At 65.0% G+C, this 21,281-nt stretch carries 13 protein-coding genes; 9 read left to right on the forward strand and 4 right to left on the reverse strand.

The window, feature by feature from the left end:
* Positions 1–111: 111 nt before the first annotated feature.
* Positions 112–1,116, reverse strand: a complete 1,005-nt coding sequence (locus HLA98_RS07285; protein ID WP_057501709.1) for an extracellular catalytic domain type 1 short-chain-length polyhydroxyalkanoate depolymerase — start codon at positions 1,114–1,116, stop codon at positions 112–114.
* Positions 1,117–1,337: 221 nt separating this feature from the next.
* Here HLA98_RS07285 and HLA98_RS07290 point away from each other — a divergent pair, with 221 nt between their 5' ends.
* From HLA98_RS07290 to HLA98_RS07305, 4 genes are read left to right on the forward strand one after another with little or no spacing between them, the layout of a single operon-like run.
* Positions 1,338–3,500 carry a TonB-dependent receptor gene (locus HLA98_RS07290; RefSeq protein ID WP_057501708.1) on the forward strand — a complete coding sequence of 721 codons (2,163 nt, stop codon included), beginning with the start codon at positions 1,338–1,340 and terminating at the stop codon, positions 3,498–3,500.
* A 32-nt stretch (positions 3,501–3,532) separates the two neighbouring features.
* Entirely contained in the window at positions 3,533–4,411 is an 879-nt protein-coding gene (locus HLA98_RS07295) for an alpha/beta fold hydrolase (RefSeq protein WP_057501707.1), read from the forward strand.
* Positions 4,408–4,884, forward strand: coding sequence for a MaoC family dehydratase (locus tag HLA98_RS07300; RefSeq protein WP_057501706.1), 477 nt, complete (start codon positions 4,408–4,410; stop codon positions 4,882–4,884). Before HLA98_RS07295 ends, HLA98_RS07300 begins: the two co-directional genes overlap by 4 nt.
* A 36-nt stretch (positions 4,885–4,920) precedes the next feature.
* Positions 4,921–8,250 (forward strand): hybrid sensor histidine kinase/response regulator, encoded by a 3,330-nt coding sequence (locus HLA98_RS07305; protein ID WP_057501705.1) that lies wholly within the window; start codon positions 4,921–4,923, stop codon positions 8,248–8,250.
* A gap of 4 nt (positions 8,251–8,254) precedes the next feature.
* On the opposite strand, the gene HLA98_RS07310 is transcribed toward HLA98_RS07305, so the two are convergent.
* On the reverse strand, positions 8,255–8,929 hold the full coding sequence (locus tag HLA98_RS07310; protein WP_057501704.1) for a response regulator transcription factor: 675 nt from the start codon (positions 8,927–8,929) through the stop codon (positions 8,255–8,257).
* Positions 8,930–9,058: 129 nt separating this feature from the next.
* Between HLA98_RS07310 and HLA98_RS07315 the strand changes: the two genes are divergently transcribed.
* Both HLA98_RS07315 and HLA98_RS07320 read left to right on the forward strand, forming a co-directional pair.
* Complete coding sequence (locus tag HLA98_RS07315; RefSeq protein ID WP_057501703.1) at positions 9,059–10,705, forward strand: fatty acid--CoA ligase; 1,647 nt, start codon at positions 9,059–9,061, stop codon at positions 10,703–10,705.
* A 76-nt stretch (positions 10,706–10,781) separates the two neighbouring features.
* Positions 10,782–12,218 (forward strand): hypothetical protein, encoded by a 1,437-nt coding sequence (locus HLA98_RS07320; RefSeq protein ID WP_129550520.1) that lies wholly within the window; start codon positions 10,782–10,784, stop codon positions 12,216–12,218.
* Positions 12,219–12,311: 93 nt separating this feature from the next.
* On the opposite strand, the gene HLA98_RS07325 is transcribed toward HLA98_RS07320, so the two are convergent.
* A complete protein-coding gene (locus HLA98_RS07325) occupies positions 12,312–13,055 on the reverse strand; it encodes a FadR/GntR family transcriptional regulator (RefSeq protein WP_057501701.1) in 744 nt (247 codons plus the stop codon).
* A gap of 102 nt (positions 13,056–13,157) precedes the next feature.
* Positions 13,158–16,049: a TonB-dependent receptor gene (locus tag HLA98_RS07330; RefSeq protein WP_057501700.1), complete on the reverse strand. Its 2,892-nt coding sequence runs from the start codon at positions 16,047–16,049 to the stop codon at positions 13,158–13,160.
* Positions 16,050–16,290: 241 nt separating this feature from the next.
* Here HLA98_RS07330 and HLA98_RS07335 point away from each other — a divergent pair, with 241 nt between their 5' ends.
* The 3 genes from HLA98_RS07335 to HLA98_RS07345 are packed head-to-tail and all read left to right on the forward strand — an operon-like array spanning position 16,291 to position 21,256.
* Positions 16,291–17,730, forward strand: a complete 1,440-nt coding sequence (locus HLA98_RS07335; RefSeq protein ID WP_057501699.1) for a polysaccharide lyase 6 family protein — start codon at positions 16,291–16,293, stop codon at positions 17,728–17,730.
* The gene (locus tag HLA98_RS07340) at positions 17,727–19,955 is read left to right on the forward strand and encodes an oligoalginate lyase (protein ID WP_057501698.1); all 2,229 of its coding nucleotides are present in this window, start codon (positions 17,727–17,729) and stop codon (positions 19,953–19,955) included. Before HLA98_RS07335 ends, HLA98_RS07340 begins: the two co-directional genes overlap by 4 nt.
* A complete protein-coding gene (locus HLA98_RS07345; protein WP_057501697.1) occupies positions 19,952–21,256 on the forward strand; it encodes an MFS transporter in 1,305 nt (434 codons plus the stop codon). Before HLA98_RS07340 ends, HLA98_RS07345 begins: the two co-directional genes overlap by 4 nt.
* Positions 21,257–21,281: the final 25 nt, after the last annotated feature.

The raw sequence follows: 21,281 nt of genomic DNA on the forward strand, positions 1-21,281 counted from the left end.
CGGCGCTTGAAGGTCGTGGGAACGAGCGGTCACGATAATCGATTGCCATGAGCGGCTGAGGGTGCCATCCGGCACCTCCAGTCGCGTCCTGCCATGAAGCTTCCTCCCCCCTCAGCGCTGGTAGTCCTTCAGGAACAACCAGGTGATCAGCGTGGCATCCGGCCCCTCCGGGTCGGTGAACGGCAGGCCCGACTGGCTGCCGCTCCAGGCATGCCCCATGCCCTGCACCACATAGTGCTGGACCACCGTCCTGCCACCGTAGGCGTAGGTGTCGACGGTATACGCGCGGCCGGCCGGCACCTGGCCGTGATAGGTGCTGGTCGGCACGTACTTCACCGAATCGTTGTCCAGGCCGTCGTCGGCCATGTCATTGGTCTGCAGGAACTGGCGCACGGCCTGCTGGCCGTTCACCGGATTGACGGTCAGGTCGGCGCTGCCATGGAAGACCAGCACCGGCAGCGGTCGCGGCGACGGCGAACCCGAACACTGCCACGCCAGCCGGCCATTGCTGTCAGGCGAATAGATGCTGCCAGCCAGCAACGCATAGGCGCTACCCGAAATCGTGGTCGCGCCCTTGAACATGCCACCGGAATGGATGGCGCCGGCGGCGAACACATCCGAATAGCAGGCCAGCATGATCGAGGTCATCGCACCGCCCGCCGAAATACCGGTGACGTACACACGACGCGGATCAACGCTGTAACCCGCCTTCACCTTGTCCACGATACCGGCCAGGATCGAGGCCTCGCCGCTGCCGCGCGCCTGGTTGATCGGCAGTTGCCAGTTCCAGCAGCGGGCTGGATTGGAGGTGACGTTCTGCCGGGGGTAGACCACGATGAACCCTTCGGTATCGGCCACATCGTTGAAGCCCGACGCCTCGCCCATCAGGTTGGGCCCGTTGACGCAGCCGTGCAACACCAGCAGCAAAGGCAACGGCTGAGTGTCGTCGTAGCCGGCCGGCACCCACACCTGGTACTCGCGGGCGCCGAACAGATTGCCATACAGGCCGATATCCCAATGCCCGGCCGGGCCGGCGGCAACCGCGCTGCCCACCGTCGCCAGCCAGGCACACAACACCAGCAGTACCACCTTGATCGAATCGATTCCGGATTTCATGGCCAGATCCTCATGCGTGAGTCGTGGATGAAGTAGTGCCGGAGACCGCTTCCGGCTGGGGGCGCGCCCAGTATCCGCATCCACGGGCCGCCGCCGACTGGACCTAGGTCCACTCGCTGCTGGCCGATGACACCGCTAGCCTTGGCTGCAGGGGTGGCAACGGGCCATCCGCACGCTCATGCCTGGGGGAGAACCGAATGAAACGGAATTGTTTGAGTCTCATGATCGGCGCGCTGCTGGCCACCGGGCCGGTGCTGGCACAGGACGCACCGACGGCAGGCAGGTCCGCTTCGCCGACCAACCTGGACAGCATCAAGGTCACCGCGCGCAAGCGCGAGGAAACCCTGCAGGAAGTGCCGGTGGCAGTCACCGCCTTCACGTCGGAGGCGCTGGACAGGATGAATGTCCAGGACATCAGCGACCTGGACGCGCAGGTGCCGAACCTGACGATCTACGCGGCGCGCGGCGCCAGCAGCACGGTCACCGCCTACATCCGCGGCATTGGCCAGTCCGACCCTACGTGGGGCGCGGACCCGGGTGTGGGCATCTACCTGGATGATGTCTACATCGCACGCCCGCAGGGCGCACTGCTGGACGTGTTCGATGTCTCGCGCATCGAGGTGCTGCGCGGCCCGCAGGGCACTCTCTATGGCAAGAACACCATTGGCGGTGCGATCAAGTACATCTCGCGCGGCCTGCCCACCCAGACCGAGGGCTTCGCCCAGATCACCGTGGGCAACTACAGCCAGATGGATGCGAAAGCGGCCATCGGTGGCCCGATTGGTGGCGCCGACAGCGGCCTGCGCGCCCGTGTGGCGGTGGCCAGCATGAACCACGACGGGTTTGGCGAGAACACCTTCAACGGCCAGCCGGTCAGCGACAAGCAGATCAACGCGGCACGCCTGAACCTGGGCGCATACGCGGGCGACGACTTCGACGTGCAGTTCGCGCTGGACTGGATCGATGACCAGTCGGGCATGCGCGGCTCGAAGATGCTGGCGCCCAATCCATTCCTGCGCGCCTACCCGCCGATGGACAGTCGCTACGACATCCGCTCGGGCATGCGCAACCTCAACAACGTGGAAACCAAGGGCGCTTCGGCAACGGTGAACTGGCGGCCGAACGAGGATATCGCGGTGAAGTACGTGGTGGCCAAGCGTGAATCGGACAGCGAAGCCAACATCGACTTCGATACCACGCCGATCAAGCTGGCCGACGTGGGCGGCACCTATCACGACGACCAGGTCAGCAACGAAGTGCAGTTGAATTACGATGCCGGCGGCCGCGTGCGCGGCGTGGTCGGCCTGTACCAGTTCAGTGGCGAGGCCGGTGGCCAGATCCAGAACAACTACTTCAGTGCCCAGTTCGCCGACAACCAGGGCAAGGTGCTGACCGACAGCATCGCGCTGTATGCGGACTGGACCTTCGACCTGACCAGCAAGCTGAAGCTCGATGTCGGCGCCCGCTACACCGACGAGGATAAGCGCGCGATCGTGCTCAACCGCCTGTACGCCGACCCGGGCTTCAGCCGGCCGGTGGCGGTGACCGCGGACTTCGACAAGAAGACCAACTTCAAGAACGTCTCGCCCAAGGTCTCGCTGGACTACCAGATCACACCGGACATCATGGTCTACGGGCTGGCCACGCGTGGCTTCAAGTCCGGAGGCTACAACATCCGCGCCAACGCCGTGGCGGTGCCGCGCTCGGCCGAGCCGTTCGACGACGAGACCGTGGACAGCTACGAAGTCGGCAGCAAGATGGCCTTCCTCGACCAGCGCCTGTTCCTCAATCTGTCGGCGTTCTACAACAAATACAGGGACATCCAGCTGTCGGTGTTCACCGGCCTGGATACCAATGGCGATGGCATCGATGATTCCTTCTTCGGTGATTTCACCAATGCTGGCGCCGGTACCGTCAAGGGCCTGGAGGTCGAATATCAGTACCTGCCCAGCCAGCACTGGCTGATTTCCGGCAACCTGGCGTGGCTGGATACCCAGTACGACGAGTACATGGACCGTGGCGTCAATGTTGCCAAACAGATGAAATTCACCAATGCGCCGGAATTCTCCGGTGCGTTCAACGTCGAATACCGCACCGACCTGGCTAACGGCAGCAATCTGTCGGCCCGTGTGAGCTACAGCTACCAGAGCGAAGTGTGGCCGACCACCGACCTCAGTCCGATGATCCGGCAGCAGGGTTACGGACTGGTCAATGCCGGCGTCATCTGGCGCCTGGATGATGCGTGGACCTTCTCGCTGCAGGGCACCAACCTGGCCGACAAGGAATACCGCACTACTGGCTACAACATTCCTGCAGTCGGCACGCTGATTGGCTTCTATGGCCCGCCGCGCCAATATAGCCTCAGCGTCCGTTACGATTTCTAGCGCATCCGTTACGATCTTCAGGAAGCTTCTGCATGACGCAGTCTTACGACGACCTGTACTGGAACAGCGACGATGGCCTGCGCCTGCACGCGCGCGACCATGCAGCGGACGCCCGGCAGGCGCCCCGCGGCACCGTGGTCTGCATTCCCGGCCTGACCCGCAATGGTGCCGATTTCGATGCACTGGCCGAAACACTCACCGCCGAGGGCTGGCGCGTGATCGCCGTCGATCTGCGTGGCCGCGCCGGTTCAGAACGTGCGCATGATCCGTCCAGCTACAACCCGCGCACCTACGCGGATGACATGGTCGCGCTGCTGCGCTCGCAGAACATCGACAAGGCAGTGTTCGTCGGCACCTCGCTGGGTGTTCTGGTGACCATTACCCTCGCCTCGCGTGCACCTGAGCGGATTGCTGGGGCAGTGCTCAATGATGCTGGCCCCAAGGTGCCGCGTGAGGCGCTGGCACGAATCGGCAAGTACGCCGGCAAGCCGGTGCCGCCGATGGATCTGGAACAGGCCACGGCTTACGTGGAATCCATCGGAAAGGCCGCGTTCCCGCGCTTCAGCACCGACGACTGGCGGCAGATGGCGGTGCGCACCTTCCGCCCACGCAGCGATGGCCTGCTGGAACTGGACTACGACCCGGCGGTGATCCGTACCACCCGTCCCTGGCTGCTGTGGTTGCTGCGGCCGGTGCTGTGGCGTGCGGTACGCGGGCTGACCGCACGGGTGCCGGTGCTGGTGGTCCGCGGTGCGTTGTCCGACATTCTGCCGGCCGATGTCGCCCGGCAGATGGCGGCCACCTCGGAGAACGCCCGCCTGGTGGAAGTGCCCGATGTGGGGCACGCACCGATGCTGTCCGAGCCTGAGGCACGTGACGCGATCCTGGCCTTGCTGGAGCGGGTGGCGTGAGTACGGACAGCGGGCTGCCTCCTGCGCTGCAGGCGTTGCAGCAGTGGGCGGCCAGTGAGCGGCTGAGTGGCCTGACCCGCGTGAGCCAGTCACGCATCGATGCCTTTGCCGACGCTACCGGCGACCACAACTGGATCCATGTCGATCCGACGCGGGCGCAGGCACAGATGCCGGGCGGGCATACCATCGCACACGGCTTCCTGTTGCTCTCGCTGACGGTGGAGGACGATGTGGCCGCCCTTGCCGGCTTCCCCGGCATCGCACACGTGCTCAACTACGGCTTGAACAAGGTCCGCTTCCTGGCGCCGGTGCCGAGCGGGTCCGAGGTGCGGGTACGCTCGCAGCTGGTGTCACTGGATGCGCGCCTGCCCGGCCAGTGGCTGCTGACCCAGCGCAAGGCCGTCGAGCGGGTTGCCGATGGCGAGCTGGCACTGGTCGCTGAGCAGCTGTCACTGATCGTGAGCGCCTCCTAGCACCACCCTGCCCGGTTCTCTCCCTACACTGGAGCGATGTTGACGCCCTCCATCGTCCTCTTCGCCTGCATTGCATGGACCGCACTGCTGTTTGGCGTGGCGCTCTGGGGCGAGCGCCGGGGGCACCGGCTTTCGAACGTGTGGCCGCTCATCTATGCACTGTCGCTGGCCGTGCACTGCACCGCGTGGACCTACTACGGCGCCGCGTCGCAAGGCCTGCAATGGGGCTTCCCGATTCCACCGACCCTGGCTGGCATGGCGCTGATCTTTACCTTTGGCCTGCCGTTCCTGCTCCGACTGGGGCGGCTGGCCAAACAGCACAACAGTGCCACCATCGCCGATCTGGTTGTCGCGCGACTGCGGGCCGATCGCGGCCTCGGCTTCACCATCACCCTGGTGGCGCTGTTCGGCATCATTCCCTACATCGCACTGCAGCTGAAAGCCGTCAGCCAGGGCCTGGGCGCCCTGCTCGGTGATCGGTTCGCGCCTGCCGGTGCGCAGCTGGACATGTCGTTCTGGTTCGCGCTGACGATGGCCGCGTTCACCCTGCTGTTCGGTGCACGCAAGGCCTCGGCCACCGAGCCCAACCGCGGCATCGTGGTCGCCTTGGGCGTGGAATCGGTATTGAAACTGGTGGCACTGCTGGCCATTGGCCTGTATGCGGCGCTTTCCGTGCACAAGGCCGGCACGCCGCTGCTGGAAAAGATGGCGCAGCTGCCGCCACCGGCCATCGTGCCGGACTATCTCACCATGGTCGCGCTGGGGGCGATCTCCGCGTTCACCCTGCCGCACCAGTTCCACGTCGGCGTGGTCGAGCTTCGCCAGACCTCGGACCTGAAGACGGCACGCTGGATGTTCCCGGTCTACCTGCTGCTGATCGGACTGCCGTCGGTGCCGATGGCATTGGCCGGTGCCGCGCAGCTGCCCGTCTCGGTATCGCCGGACCTGTACGTCTTGGCGCTGCCGCAGGCCGGTGGCCATCATCTGCTGGCGCTGCTGGCCTATCTGGGCAGCCTGAGCGCTGCCACCGGCATGATGATCCTGTCCGGGCTGACCCTGTCGATCATGCTGGGCAACCATGGCTTCGGTTCGCGCCTGCTCGGCGGCATCGAGGGCGGCGTGGCCAACGCTGACCTGCGACCGCGCGTGCTGGCGTTCCGCCGTGCCGGCATCCTCGCCGTGTTCCTGATGGCGTGGCTGTACAGCAGGGCGATGAGCGACACCGAGGCACTCAGTGATTTCGGCCTGATGTCCTTCACCGCCCTCTCGCAGCTGGCACCGGCGGTGCTGCTGGCGGTGTATCGCCCACGTACGCCCTCCCCGGCCATCATGGCCGGCATCGTGCTGGGCTCATTGGCCTGGCTGTGGCTGGTACTGCTGCCGATGGTGATCCCGGCCGCGACGCCGTCGGTCGGCGCCGACGGGCTGCATTGGTTGTCGGTGGTCTCGCTGCGCGTGCAGCCGGGCCATATCGCCATCAGCATGGGGGCCAGCCTGGCAGTCAACCTGCTGACCGTGGCCCTGGTGTCGCGGGCCGTGCGTCCGTCATTGCCACGGCGGCGGGATGCGGTGGCTGCGGCGTCCCTGCGCAGGACCGCCGGACGCTTCCTTGGCCAAGAGCGTGCGCGCCAGCTGCTGGAGGGCCACGCCGGGCAGATGCTGGATGACGACCGGGTCACCGCCGTCGAGCGCGAGCTGACGGCCGTGGTCGGCGCAGGCATGGCACGGCTGCTGGTGGAGGCCGCCCGTGAGGGCGGCACTGCGCCATTGGATGCAGTGACCCGCGCGGTCGGCGAAGCGACCCAGGTGCTGCGCTTCAATCAGCGCCTGCTGGAGGCGGCGCTGGAGAACATGAGCCAGGGCATCAGCGTGGTCGACGCGCAGCTGCAGCTGGTGGCCTGGAACAGTCGCTACGCCGCGCTGTTCAAGTTTCCGCCGGAGCTGCTGCAGGTGGGGCAGCCGGTGGTCAATCTCACCGCTTGGGCCCTGGGGGAACTGAAGATCGGCGACGCCCCCGGCGACACGCCCACCAAGGCATTGCAGCGCCGCGTCGCGCATATGCGCCGTGGCACGCCCCACCTTTCCGAACGGATCTTCCCCGATGACACCATCGTTGAGATACGCGGCAACCCGATGCCGGGCGGTGGCTATGTCGCCACCTTCACCGATGTCACTGCATTCCGCCGCACGGAAGATGCGCTCAAGCGCAGCAATGAAACCCTGGAACGCCGAGTGCAGGACCGCACCGCCCGTCTGGAACAGGCAGTGCACGAAGCCGAGCGTGCGAACGTGGCCAAGACCCGCTTCCTGACCGCCGTCGGCCACGATCTGATCCAGCCACTGCATGCGGCGCAGCTGCTGACCGAGGCGATGTCGCAGCACATCGAATCCGAGTTCCTCGACAGTTTCCTGCGGCAGATCCGCGGCGCACTGGATTCCACCGATGACCTGCTGTCCGGCCTGCTGGACATCTCGCGGCTGGAAGCCGGTGGACTGGTGGCCGACCCGCGTCCCTTGGCGCTAGCGACCGTACTGGATCCGCTTGCGCAGGAGTTTGCTGTACTGGCGGCGGCGCACGGGCTGCAGTTCCGCCACGTGCGGAGCCAGGCCTGGGTGCATAGCGATCCCCTGCTGCTGCGCCGGGTGCTGCAGAACTTCCTGGCCAATGCCATTCGCTACACCCGCCACGGCGGTGTGTTGCTGGGTGTGCGCCGCCAGGGGCAGGCACTGATGATCGTCGTGCATGACACAGGCCCCGGCATTGCTCCGGAGCAGCAGGCGGTGGTGTTCGAGGAGTTCCACCGGGTCGATCGCAGCAACGGCCAGGGGCTGGGACTGGGCTTGACCATCGCCCACCGCATCGCCGATCTGCTGCATGCACCCTTGTACCTGCGCAGCGTGCCCGGGCACGGCTCGGCCTTCTCGATCAGCGTGCAACGCGCAGCACCGCCTGTGACCCCGCGCAGTTCGCCACCGACGGGTGGCAGCAACGCCCTCAAGGGTATCCGCGTACTGGCAGTGGACAATGACCCGGACGCACTGGAGGCGATGCGGCAACTGCTGCTTTCCTGGGGCTGCGATGTGATCGCGGCAGGCAGCACCGATGACATCGGGCCCTCAGCGCACGAGGCGGCACTGTGGCTGTTCGACTATCACCTGGATGACGGCGATACCGGTGTTGCGCTGTGGCAGCGGCTGGCGGACATGCATGGGCCGCGGCCGACGGTGATCCTCAGTGCGGATACCGGCAGCGATACGCGCGAGGCGGTGCGCGGCGTTGGCCTGTCCCTGCTCAACAAGCCGTTCAAGCCGTTGGCGCTGCGCTGGGCGATCAACCACCTGCTGGCGGCCACTGCCACGCGCTGACCGTTCAGGGCTCGGGCAGCGCTTCGATCTGCCGGGACGGATCGGCCAATCCCATTTCGTGCAGCACGCGGATGGCCTGCGCGCGGTTGCGCACGCCCAGGCGCTCCATGATGCGTGTCATGTGCGCCTTGACCGTGCGCAGCTGTACGCCCAGCCGGTCGGCAATCTGCTTGTTGAGCAGGCCCTCGGCCACCAGCCCCAGCACCTTGTACTGATGTGCCGACAGGCTGGCCAGGCGCGCGGCGAGATCGGCATCCCTGCTGAACGGCGCCACCCGCGCCACCGGTTCGCGCAGCAGCGCCGGGATCCAGCGTTCGCCCTCCAGCACGGACTGCAGCGCGGACTGCAGCTCGTTCAAACCCGAGCTCTTGGGCAGGTAGCCCGCGGCGCCGAGGTCGATGGCGCGCCGGATCACCTGCGGCTCCTCGTTGGCGGAGACGATGATGATCGCCAGGCCCGGCTGCAGCGCACGGATCGTGGCCAGCCCGGCCAGCCCGTGGTTGCCCGGCATGTGCAGGTCCAGCAGCATCAGGTCGATCGACTGGCTCTCGATCGCCTCCAGCACGCTGTCCAGCGAATCCGCCTCGCTGATCTGCAGATCGGCGACCGCCTCTTCCGCCGCGCGATGCAGTGCCGCGCGGAACAAGGGGTGATCGTCGGCGATGAGCAGAGTTGGCATGTCCCGGCGAGATTATCAAATAGCGTGCGGGCGGGAACAGGTACCTAGGTACGCTGGCACCGCAGGAAGGGCTTGCTAGTGTGGTGCGGAGAAGGCCGGCGACCGCAACGCCGCCCACGAGGAAACGCCATGTCATCCGCCCCCACTCCCGATGCCCATGCCTATCCACTGCTGATCAAGCAGCTGCTGCTGATGCCGCTGGCGGTGAGTCCTGGACAGGAAATCGTCTACGGCGACCAGGTCCGATTCGATTACCGCACCCTGCAGGCACGCATCGGCCAGCTGGCCGGCCTGTTGACCTCGATGGGCGTCAGCCACGGCGACACGGTGGCGGTGATGGACTGGGACAGCAACCGCTATCTGGAGGCCTACTTCGCGGTGCCGATGATCGGTGCGGTGCTGATGATGGTGAACGTGCGCCTGGCCCCCGAGCAGATTGCGTACACGCTGAACCACAGCGGCGCGCGGGTGCTCCTGGCCAACCGCGAGTTCCTGCCACTGCTGGACGCCATCGACGAGCAGCTGCCGGACCTGCGCACGCGCATCCTGCTGGACGATGCCGGTGGCCCGCTACCGCCAGGCTTCGCCACCGAGTACGAAGCGGGGTTGCGCGGTGCCACGCCGGTCGTCCGCTTCCCGGACTTCGACGAGAATGCCCGTGCCACGGTGTTCTACACCACCGGAACCACCGGATTGCCCAAGGGGGTCTATTTCAGCCACCGGCAGCTGGTGCTGCATTCGCTGGCGGCGATGGCCGCGCTCGGCGGTGCACCCCGCCAGGGTCGCCTGCATCGTGACGATGTCTACATGCCCATCACCCCGATGTTCCATGTGCACGCGTGGGGCCTGCCCTACGTGGCTACCGCGATGGGCATCAGGCAGGTCTATCCGGGGCGCTACCTGCCTGCGAAGCTGCTGGCGTTGATCGCACGCGAAAAGGTGACCTTCTCGCACTGCGTGCCAACCATCCTGCACATGCTGCTGGCGCACCCGGACGCGGCGCAGACCGACCTGGAGGGCTGGAAGGTGATCATCGGCGGTGCCGCCCTGCCCCGTGCCCTGGCGCAGCGTGCACTGGCACGGGGCATCGACATCTTCGGCGGCTACGGCATGTCCGAGACCTGCCCTCTGCTGACCATCGCCCAGATCGACGTGGACAGCGTGACCGATGCCGATGAGGTGCTGTCACTGCGCACCAAGGCCGGCATACCGGTGCCGCTGGTGGACCTGCGCATCGTCGACCCGGACATGGGTGATGTCGTCCACGATGGCGTCGCCACCGGCGAAGTGGTGGCGCGTGCACCTTGGCTGACCCAGGGCTACCTGCACGATCCCGAGGCTTCGGCAACGCTGTGGGCGGGCGGTTACCTGCACACCGGAGACATCGGCAACATCGACGAAGGCGGCTACCTGCGTGTCACCGATCGCATCAAGGACGTGATCAAGACCGGTGGCGAATGGATCTCCTCGCTCGCGCTGGAAGACATCATCGCACTGCACCCGGCGGTCAGCGAGGTCGCGGTGATCGGTATCGCCGATACGAAATGGGGTGAGCGGCCATTGCCGCTGGTGGTCAGGAAGCCGGGAAGCCATGTGGCCGAAGCGGAGATCATCGAACTGGTCGCAGCACGCAGCCGCGCCGGGGATATCTCACGTTATGCGATTCCGGAGCGGGTCAATTTCGTGGATGCGATCGAGCGCACCAGCGTGGGTAAGATCAACAAGAAGAAGCTACGCGGGTTGCATGATGGGGCGGTGGCTTTGGGTAGCGACTGATGGATTTGGCCTCCGGCTTGCTTCTTTCCTCAAACGGCGGGTAGATTGCCCGGACTTGAAGAAGCAAGGATGCTACATGGCAAGTGTACTGAAGCTCCACCTGCTGCCCCTTGGCGTCCCGAAGTGGCCAGGACAATATACTCAGAACGCTGTAGCGGCCTTTTTCGGCCCGCCACATGTGGCGGCGCTTCCACATCCGATTGCACCTGCCATTGGATTTGCAGCAATGGACTGCGGCTACGGTAATGTTCTTGCGCTTCCTGCACTTGGTTTTGCCGGAATGAATCTGGCCGGAGTTGCCGACTGGGTGCAGCTAGCCAAGTATTTGGAAAGCAAGAGAAATTTACTGATAAGCGCCTTCGACGCTGCGATTTCACCAGCCGGGCCCTGCGTAACAACCTTCCCATTCATGGCCCAACTCGAGAAGAGCGAAAAGAGCAGCGTCGGCTATTTTCTTGGCATGATCTATGCACGATATGCATTGGAAAAGGCCCTATCTCTACAGGCCGGCGCCCTCCAAGTGAATCGCATCCTCCACTTCCATACGGGCGCGACGGCACCGATCACGATCAGCGGCATAGCACCCCCTTTCGCGAACGCGGCGAACCCCGACTTCCTGATTGAGCTGAGCGATGGCAGCTGGGGCCTGCTGGAAGCAAAGGGAACGTTGGGTGTCCGTCGCGCAAGTCAGCTCAAGACGGCGGCGGGTCAGGTGAGCAAGTATGCACAGGTGAATTTCTCGGTGGGTCCAGCAGCCCCTGTGGTGATACCCGTCAAATTCACAGCCATCAGCTATGCGTATGTGCGAAATGGAGATCTGCAGGTCGAATACCTTGATCCTGAAGAAGATGATGATCCAATCGAACGCGTCCGGTTGGGGAAGGCTGAGGCAGTTCCAGTGTTCATGCCCGCTGCAGACTGTCTCCGATTCCTGCAAGCCTGCGGACACTTCGCCAGCCAGGCAGACGATGGCGGAGAAGCCGGGCGGTACATGCACTGGGCCCGCTTCAAGGACGGTCTCTGGTTGGGGGTGCCCAATGATATGTGGAACAGTTTCGAGAAACTTGCCGACCTCATGACGCTGTTCCAAGCAGTCTTTGGAAAGGGATGTGTGAACAGCTGTGCCCCCTTGATCGGGGCGAATTCGATCGACTTCGAAGTGACGTTCACCAGGATGGCAAGCACCCGCCTGCAGCGCCTGGCCGATGACGAAGCCTTCATCTTCAATCAGGACGCGTCCCGACTGCTTGCCAGGGTTGATACTTCCCGGCACTCAAATGAGGCGATCAGGCTGGGAGAATTCGCCAAGGACGTCGCTAATCCGGCGTCTGCCAACGGCATCATCCAGAACCTCAATGGATTGTTGAATTCGCTCCGAAGATTGTCCGAGCTGAAGCTTGGTGATGAGCGTGAGCGATATATCAAGCTCCTGTCCAACGGGCTCTGCATCGCTGACGACGCAGGGCGGAAGTACCTGGATGCCGACCCGCCTTCCAATACCGAGAGGTTCTAGGCTGGAGTCCACTGCTTCCGTGCGATTGCCGGCCAGCGGCCGGCACTACCGGCCCGCAAGCGCACTGAAACGCGCTGCGCTCAGGACGGTCGCTCAGATCCGCGTCGTAGCCATGAACCGTTCGCGGTCCTGCTGCGTGCGGCGGCGGATCTCCTCCAGCGCCTGGCTTTCGGTCGCCTGCAGCATCGCTTCGAACAGACGCTGGAAATGATGGCGCATGGCATTGCGCGCGGCCACCGGATCGCGTGCGCGCAGTGCTTCGAAGATGGCCATGTGTTCGTCGGCACGGCTGGCGCCATCATCATGGCAGACCCGCGAATAGACCTCGGTCACCCGCGGCAGTTCGCTGCGCATGCGCCAGATCTGCTGCACGAAGTACTCCACCACCGGATTGCCTGAGAGGCGGGCAATGGTCAGATGGAAACGGCGATCGTACTCGCCTGCTTCCGCGTCGCTCAGGTCGCGACGGCACAGCGCTTCGGCCAGCACCCGCAGTTCGGCGATGCCGGCATCGTCCAGATTGCTTGCCGCCAGAGCGGCGGCCTCGGCCTCGAATACCGCGCGGGCAGCGGTGAGGTCGAAGGCGCTGACATCCGGCAGCCCGCCGGACGCCTGCGTCGGGCGCGGCTTCACATGCACGCCCGATCCGATGCGGATCGCAATCCAGCCCTGTGCTTCCAGTGCAATCTCGGCTTCGCGGATGGTGACCCGGCTGACACCGAACCGTTCGGCCAGTTCACGCTCGCCCGGCAGCCGCGAGCCTGGCGGAAATTCGCCGTCCTCGATCAGCTTGCGGAGCTTGGCAGCGATGGTCTGGTAAAGGCGGTTGGCGGACATGCGGCTGACCCTTGGCGATTCCTTCCGGGTCCCTGCCCTGCCACCGCGGCCGGCAAGGGTCCGGTTGGAGCGACGGCGCGACCACTGGCCACGCCGCCTTGTTCAGAACTTGTATCGTACACCGAAATACGCACGCCGCCCGTAGGTCACCACTTCGCGGAAGTTCCCATAAAGCGGCTGGTAGGCCACGCGCGGCTCGTTGGTCAGGTTCATCATCTCCAGCGACAGCGACAACTGCTTGTTCACCCGGTAGCGCAGGCGCAGGTCCACGCTGGTGTTGTCATCGTAGTAGCGGTTCTGCTGCGCGGTATTGCCGGTGAAGTCCTGGTAGTAGTGCGAGCGGAACTTGCCGATGGCCTGGATGTTGAAACGTCCGACGTCCCAGTAGATCGAACCTGACAGGACGTGCCGCGAGAAGCCACTGAGACCCGCCGGCGGCACGATCGCCGGAATGATCGTGCCATCACTGGCCAGCTGCTCGCCCAGTCGCGAGTCCTGGGTCCGGTAGTCGGCATCGGCGTAGTTGTAACTGACCTTGAAGCCCAGTCCGTCGAACGGCTTGGGCAGGTACGACAGTCGATGGGTGGCGGTCAGCTCGAAGCCGGTCAGCGTGCTGTCCTCGTCGGTGGTTACCTGCTGGCGTACCGGCACGGTCACGCTCTGGCCGTCGATGGTGTAGGTCTCCGGCACCAGCGCGGTGGAGGTCCCGCCGTTGAACTGCTTCCAGTACACCGCGCCGGCCAGCATCGTGTCCGGGTTCGGGTACCACTCCAGTGACAGGTCGCCGTTCCAGGACATCAGCGGCTGCGCGGCGGGGTTGCCACTGGCGCTGATGTCATCCAGCGCATCGGCCAGATTGCCGTAGGTGGCATCGCTGCTCACGTTGATGGTGCGCCCGGCACCCAGCGCGGCGATGTCCGGCCGTGACATCGCGCGGTATGCACCGACCCGCAGCAACACGTCCGGGCGCAGTTCGAAGGCCGCGTTGAGGCTGGGCAGCAGCTTGTCGTTGCCCGCCTTGAACACCTGCGTGCTGTACTCGCCGGTGGGTTGCAGGCGGATCGTGCCGTCACCGTTGTCCTCGATACGCAGCCCGGTACGCACGCCCTCAGAACGCACATCGGTCTTGACCCAGCGCAGGCCGAGGTTGCCGGTCACCGGCAAGCCGAACAGGCTGCTGCTGAACTCACCCATCAGATAGAGGGCGCGCGTCTTCTCGGTGATATCGACATTGTTCGGATCCTGGAAACCCGGATCCAGCCCACTGTCGAGGCTGCCGCGGAACGACTGGTACAGGCAGTTCGGATCGAAGTACGCCCACGAGGAGATCGTGTTGCCGCTGGCGGCATCCATGAAATCATCCTGTGGGAACGGCGCGCGGCAGGCCCGGTTGGCGGCGATGATCTTCGCCTTGTCGGCCGCCACGCGCTGGTCGTAGTCGGTTACCAGGGTGTTGTCGCGCAGGCGATAGTCGGCCTGGCTGGCGCGCACGCCGCCCTTGATGCGGGTGAAGAAACCGGACTCGGGCATGAAGCTGGCATCGAAGCGGCCGGCCTTGATCCTGTGGTCATTCTCCGTTGCGCTGGAGGTGACGCGCGCCGCGCCGGTGTAGGCGTCCCAGTTGTTGGGGTCGAAGCTCGGCGCCAGGGCAACACTGGGCACTTCGCCGTGCCAGTCCCAGTCATAGTCCACGTAGCCGGTGGCACCACTGCTGATGCCCGGCACGATGGCATTGTTGACGTCGCGCTGGTTGGCGCGCAGGCGGGTCATGCGCTCGCTGTCGAGGCGATTGGTGTGCGAGTACGAAAGATCGGTGGACAGTTCCCAGGCCGGGGTCGGTCGCAGGATCAGGTTCAGGCCGCCACCGGTGTATTCCTCGCCGCGCCAGTAGCGGTTGGAAGTAGAGTCGATCGAGGTGCTGCCATGCAGGTGGCGCACGATACCGCCCTGGCCAACCTCGCGCCGGGTGATGCCGCGGCGGGCGTTGGACAGGCCCAGATCGCTGCGGTTCTCGTACCAGTTGCGCTGGGTGTGTTCGAAGTCGAGGTTCACTTCAACCACGTCATTGGGCCGCCACTGCAGTGCGGCGAACTCGCTCTGCCGGTCGTTGCGCTCCTGCTTGAGGCGGTAGATGCGGCTGCTTGGCACCAGGTAGTACGGCGCGCCGTTGGCGATGGCCTGCGCGGACACTTCATTGCAGTTGGCATTGCCCACGTTCTGCGTGCCATCGCAGGCATACCAGGTGGAACCGCTGGTGATGCTCTCTTCCGGATCGGTACCGTCCAGGCGCTGGAAGCCCAGCGAGATGCCCAGCTTCTGACCATTACCGAACTCGAACTGGTCGATGTAGCTGGCGGTGCCACGGTAGCCGATGCCGTCGTCGTCGCGGTACTTCTTGTCATACTCGGCCCAGCTGCCACGCAGATCGATCTGCGCCGAGCGCTTGCCGTACTCCAGTGGGCGCACTGTTTCCAGGCCGATGGTGCCAGCCACACCGCCTTCGATGATGTCGGCGCGCTGGGTCTTGTAGATGGCCACCGTATTGATCAGCTCGGCGGGGAACATGTTGAAGTTCACCGAGCGGTCGCCGCTGCCGTTGGTGATTTCGCGGCCATTGAAGTTGGTACTGCTGAGGAAGGCGCCGAGGCCACGGATCGATATCTCCGATGCACCGGTCTTGTCTCGGGTCGAGGCGGCGCCGGTCAGGGTCTCGATCGCATCGGCCAGCGAGGGCGCCGGCAGGTCGCCGATGTCATCGGCCGAGAGGACGTCGGCAATGACGGTGTCGTCGCGCTTCTTGTTGATCGAACTCTGCATCGATTCGCGGATGCCCGTGACCTGCACCTGGTCCAGCGTGGTGGGATCCTGCCCTGCCGCGTCCCTGCTGGATTGCGCCTGGGCTGTGGGCAGGCCCGCCAGCACGGCGAGCAACGCCACGATCAGGGGTGTGGGGGACAACGAGATGCTGTGCACTGCTCCGGCGGGTCGCCGCATGGTTTCCTCCTCCCAAAGGATCGCCTGCATGTCAGGCGTGGGACGCAGCTTCGGCACGGCGACATGAAAATGTCAACCAATTGGTATGCAATTGTTCAAATGCCTTTGATCCATACCAGTTGACCGCAATTTAATGTGCTCATGCAGCATGACTTTGCGCGGACGCTGGCTTACAACAGTCCCGAAAGTGGTATGCAGGCCCACCCTGAAACGACGGCCCGGCCGTCCCTGGAAGGATTTCATGCGCACTCACCCGCTGGCGTGTCACCGATCCAATAATCTATGGCTTTTTTGCCTGACCACTGGCTTAGCATTGTGCCTGACCACTTCAGCAGCAAGTGCAGCCAGCTGGCTCGTCCATGATGTCGCCGAGTTCGCTACCGCCGCTTCGGCGCTGCAGCCCGGCGATGAAATCGTGCTGGCTGACGGCACCTGGGCCGATGCCCGGCTGCTGCTGAAGGGCCAAGGCACAGCGGCAGCACCAATCACGCTGCGCGCTCAGACCCCGGGCAACGTGATTCTCAGCGGCCGATCGGACCTGCGCTTGGCAGGGAGCTACCTGCAGGTGTCCAACCTGGTGTTCCGCAACGGCTATACGCCGGGCGATGCGGTGGTGGCGTTCCGTGAATCCAGCAAAGCGGTGGCCAGCCACAGCCGGGTCACCGGCCTGGTGATCGACGACTACGCCAACCCCGATGCCAGTGACCAGGACTACTGGGTTTCCTTCTATGGCAGCCACAACCGCCTCGACCACAGCCAGCTGCGCGGCAAGACCAACGCCGGGCCGACCGTGGTGGTGGTGCGCGATGCCACCCAAGGCCTGGACAACCAGCACCGCATCGACCACAACTGGTTCGGGCCGCGTCCGGCGCTGGGCGTCAACGGCGGTGAAACGATCCGCGTCGGCACCAGTGACACCTCGCTGAGCAATTCCAACAGCACGGTGGAGAACAACTGGTTCGAAGGCTGCGACGGCGAAACCGAAATCGTCAGCAACAAGTCCGGTGGCAACACCTACCGTGGCAACGTGTTCTACCGTTCGGCCGGCGCATTGACCCTGCGCCATGGCAACAGCAACCGCGTAATTGACAACGTCTTCCTGGGGGATGACAAAGCCGGCACAGGCGGCGTACGCATCATCAACGCCGACCAGATCGTCAGCAACAACTACTTCGAACGGCTGGCCGGGTCCAGCAACCGTTCGGCACTGGCGGTGATGGATGCGCAGGCCAGCCCGCCACTGTCCGGCTATGCGCCGGTGGTGAATGCCACCATCAGCCGCAATACCTTCGTGGACGTGGCGAAGATCAGTTTCGGCGTGGGCCACGATGAGGCCAAGGGCATCGTGGTCGCCGCCAGCAACAGTCGCTTCAGCGCCAACCTGATCGTCAACCGCAGCAGCAGGAACCCGCCCAATGCCGCCAGTTCGCTGGCTGGCATCGACTTCAGTAGCAACATGCAGTCGCCGGCAGCCAGCACCGTGTTTCCGGGAGGCGTAGAGGGCCGTAGCGTCATCCTGCAGCAGGCTGACAGCGGACTATGGGTGCCCACGCCTGCCCTGCCCGCCGTGGGCGCCGATCCTGCCCTGGCAATGACCGCGCGCGAGGCGACCGGCGTCGCCTGGTATCCCAAGGTGGGCGAAGTTGCCCTGTCACGCACCCGCAATGGAGTTGATCGATGAGGTTGCAGCCGCTGTTCGTCTCCCTGGCCTTGGCCTGTCCCGTTGCCTTGATGCCGGCCGCCCCGCTGCTGGCGGCTCCGGCCACCGTCGCGCGACAGTCCGATGCGGCACCTGTGCTGGTCACCGCCGCACAGTGGCAGCAGATGGCCAGTGAAGGCAGCCGCTACCCGTGGTTCGCCAAGGAGCAGGCGCGCACCGAGGCAACGCTGAAGAAGATGATGAAGGCCGGTATCGACGTGCCGGTGCCCAGGGACAAAGGCGGCGGGCGCACGCATGAACAGCACAAGCGCAATTACCAGGCGCTGCTGGCGGCCGGCACCCTGTACCGGCTGACCGGCGACAAGGCCTATGTCGCGTACTCGCGCGACATGCTGCTGCAGTACGCCCAGCTCTACCCGACGCTGGGCCCGCACCCGGAGGGTCGCGGCCAGATTCCCGGCCGCGTGTTCTGGCAGGTGCTCAACGATTCGGTGTGGCTGGTCAACGCCATCCAGGGCTATGACGCGATCCGTGATGTGCTGTCCGCCGAGGACCGCGACACCATCGAATCGAAAGTGTTCCGGCCAATGGCGGAGTTCCTGGCGAGCGAACCGAAGAACTACGACCAGATCCACAACCACGCTACCTGGGCGGTGGCCGCCACCGGCATGACCGGCTACGTGTTGCATGACCCGGAACTGGTGGAGAAATCCCTGCGCGGCAGCCGGAAGGACGACACGTTCGGCTTCCTGCGGCAGATCGACCTGCTGTTCTCGCCCGATGGCTACTACGAGGAAGGCCCCTACTACCAGCGCTATGCGTTGGCGCCGTTTCTGCTGTTCGCCAACGCCATCGAGCGCAACGAGCCGCAGCGGAGGATCTTCGCGCGCCGTGACGGCGTGCTGTTGAAGGCCGTGGATGTGCTCGTGCAGACCAGCTACGGCGGCCTGTTCTTCCCGATCAACGACGCCATCCTGGACAAGGGCATCGACACCGAAGAGCTGGTGGCTGGTATCGGCATTGCTTACGCACGCACCGGTGATGACCGCCTGTTGTCGGTGGCCCAGCAGCAGAAGCGCCTGCTGTTGTCGCCCGAAGGCCTGCAGGTGGCACAGGCACTGGCCGCCAACAAGGCCAAGCCCTTCGACTACCGGCCGATGCTGCTGCGCGATGGCCCTGACGGCAATCGCGGCGGCCTGGCGATCCTGCGCATGAACGGCGAACGCGGTCAGGCGCTGGTGCAGAAGGACACGATGCAGGGCATGGGACACGGCCACTTCGACAAGCTCAACTGGCTGTTCTACGACAACGGCAACCCGGTGGTGACCGACTACGGCGCCGCCCGCTTCCTCAATGTGGAAGCCAAGCGTGGGGGCATCTACCTGGCCGAGAACCGCAGCTGGGCCAAGCAGACCGTGGCCCACAACACCCTGGTGGTGGACGAGCAGAGCCACTTCAAGGGCGACTGGAAGCGCGGTGAGGAGCATGCCCCGCAGGTGCGCTTCTTCCAGGCCGATGCCGATACCCAGATTGCCTCGGCAACGATGCGCGATGCCTATCCCGGCGTGGTGTTTACCCGCACCCAGGCGCTGCTGCGCCACCCTGACCTGGGTCTGCCGGTGGTGCTGGACCTGCTGCAGGTGCACGGTGACAAGGCCGCGCGCTACGACCTGCCGCTGCACTTCAACGGCCACATCGTCACCACCGGCTTCGAGGCCGAACACTTCCCCGCCCAGCGCCCGGTGCTGGGCAAGGACAACGGCTACCAGCACCTGTGGCTGGATGCACGCAGCAAACCCGGCAGCGAGCCGCGTTCGCTGGCCTGGCTGCTGGATGGACGCTTCTATACCTACCGCTTCGGCAGCAGTGCGCCGGCACAGGCGCTGCTGTTGGAAAGCGGTGCGAACGATCCGGAATTCAACCTGCGCCGCGAACCGGCCCTGCTGCAGCGCGTGGAAGGCCAGAAGGAGGTGACCTTCTTCAGCGTGCTGGAGCCGCATGGCGAGTACAACGGCACTGCCGAGTACGTGCACGGCGCCGACAGCCGCATCAAGGAGATTGTGCGTACCCGCGGCCACGATGCCGAGGTAATCGAGCTGCGCCTGGCCAGCGGTGCACGCATCGCCCTCGGCGTGGCCGATGACAGCAGCGCCCAGGGCGAGCGCAGCGTGACCGTCGATGGTCACGCCTACCGCTGGAGCGGCAGCCACGCGCGCATGGACCGCAGCAAGGGTGACGCGAAATGAACGGCCCTGCGGTGGTGGATCAGCTGCGCAAGGTCCCGGTACGTTCGGCCGTACGCTGGCTGATCGTCGGCCTGATCGCTGTGGCCACGGTGATCAACTACATTGACCGCAACGCACTGGCGGTGATGTGGCCGGAAATCGCCAAGGAAGTGGGCGCGACAAAGGATGACTACGCGCTGCTGGTGACGGTGTTCATGCTGTTCTACGCGGCCGGCCAGTTCCTGTTCGGCCGTCTGTTCGACATGATCGGTACGCGCCTGGGTTTCGCCCTGTCGATCAGCGTGTGGTCGATCTCCATTGCCCTGCACTCGATCACCCATTCGATGCTGTCCTTCAGCCTGGTGCGGGCGATGCTCGGCATCAGCGAGGCCGGCGCCTGGCCGGGCGCGGTGAAGGCCAATGCCGAGTGGTTCCCGGCACGCGAACGCGCACTGGCGCAGGGCGTGTTCAATGCCGGCGCGTCGATCGGCGCGATCGTGTCCGCACCGGCCATCGCCGGCCTGTACCTGTGGCTGGGCTGGCGCGGCACCTTCGTGCTGGTCGGTGCCATCGGCTTCCTGTGGCTGCTGCCGTGGCTGTTCGTCTACCGCGCCGGCCCGGACAAGCACCCCTGGGTGAGCGATGCCGAACGCCGCTTGATCATGGAAGACCGGGCTGGGCAGCAGGACGCCACCGCGCCCAAGGTGAGCGTGCGTTCGCTGCTGGCCCACCGGCAAAGCTGGGGCATGCTCGCCTGCCGCTTCCTGCTGGACCCGATCTGGTGGCTGTTCGTGTCCTGGCTGCCGATCTATCTCGCTGAAACCTTCGGCTTCGACATCAAGCAGATCGGCCTGTTCGCCTGGGTGCCGTTTGTCGGTGCCATGCTGGGCAGCCTCAGTGGTGGCTGGCTGTCCGGGCGGATGATCCGCGCCGGGCACAGCGTGGACCGCGCCCGCAAGCTGGCCATCACGCTGGGCTGCGTGATCATGGCCCCTGCCCTGCTGGGCGCGGTGCTGGCCAACCAGCCATTGCTTGCCGTGCTGGCCATCGCCGCGGTGCTGTTTGGCTTCCAGGTGGCCATCGGCAACATCCAGACCCTGCCGGGCGACCTGTTCGACGGCAGCTCAGTGGGCACGCTGGCAGGCCTGGGTGGCCTGGCCGCCGTGGCCGGCACCTTGATCACCACCTGGCTGGTGCCGGTGCTGACCCGCCACTCCTATGCCCCGATCTTCATCCTCGTTGCCGCGCTGGTGCCGCTGTCGCTGGCCGCGCTGTGGTGGTGGACCGGACCTATCCAGAAGCTCGACCGCCGCGGCGATTGAGCCTGCAGTTCTCTTTCATTCCCCC

It is taken from the genome of Stenotrophomonas africana, from assembly GCF_013004645.1.
Lineage (GTDB): Bacteria > Pseudomonadota > Gammaproteobacteria > Xanthomonadales > Xanthomonadaceae > Stenotrophomonas > Stenotrophomonas africana.

What these genes read in the sequence shown, in the direction of transcription:
- HLA98_RS07325 (WP_057501701.1), bottom strand. Translation starts at nt 13,055, where the DNA reads ATGTCCGCCAACCGCCTTTACCAGACCATCGCTGCCAAGCTCCGCAAG.
- HLA98_RS07315 (WP_057501703.1), top strand. Translation starts at nt 9,059, where the DNA reads ATGTCATCCGCCCCCACTCCCGATGCCCATGCCTATCCACTGCTGATC.
- HLA98_RS07310 (WP_057501704.1), bottom strand. Translation starts at nt 8,929, where the DNA reads ATGCCAACTCTGCTCATCGCCGACGATCACCCCTTGTTCCGCGCGGCA.
- HLA98_RS07290 (WP_057501708.1), top strand. Translation starts at nt 1,338, where the DNA reads ATGATCGGCGCGCTGCTGGCCACCGGGCCGGTGCTGGCACAGGACGCA.
- HLA98_RS07285 (WP_057501709.1), bottom strand. Translation starts at nt 1,116, where the DNA reads ATGAAATCCGGAATCGATTCGATCAAGGTGGTACTGCTGGTGTTGTGT.
- HLA98_RS07305 (WP_057501705.1), top strand. Translation starts at nt 4,921, where the DNA reads ATGTTGACGCCCTCCATCGTCCTCTTCGCCTGCATTGCATGGACCGCA.
- HLA98_RS07340 (WP_057501698.1), top strand. Translation starts at nt 17,727, where the DNA reads ATGAGGTTGCAGCCGCTGTTCGTCTCCCTGGCCTTGGCCTGTCCCGTT.
- HLA98_RS07335 (WP_057501699.1), top strand. Translation starts at nt 16,291, where the DNA reads ATGCGCACTCACCCGCTGGCGTGTCACCGATCCAATAATCTATGGCTT.
- HLA98_RS07345 (WP_057501697.1), top strand. Translation starts at nt 19,952, where the DNA reads ATGAACGGCCCTGCGGTGGTGGATCAGCTGCGCAAGGTCCCGGTACGT.
- HLA98_RS07295 (WP_057501707.1), top strand. Translation starts at nt 3,533, where the DNA reads ATGACGCAGTCTTACGACGACCTGTACTGGAACAGCGACGATGGCCTG.
- HLA98_RS07320 (WP_129550520.1), top strand. Translation starts at nt 10,782, where the DNA reads ATGGCAAGTGTACTGAAGCTCCACCTGCTGCCCCTTGGCGTCCCGAAG.
- HLA98_RS07330 (WP_057501700.1), bottom strand. Translation starts at nt 16,049, where the DNA reads ATGCGGCGACCCGCCGGAGCAGTGCACAGCATCTCGTTGTCCCCCACA.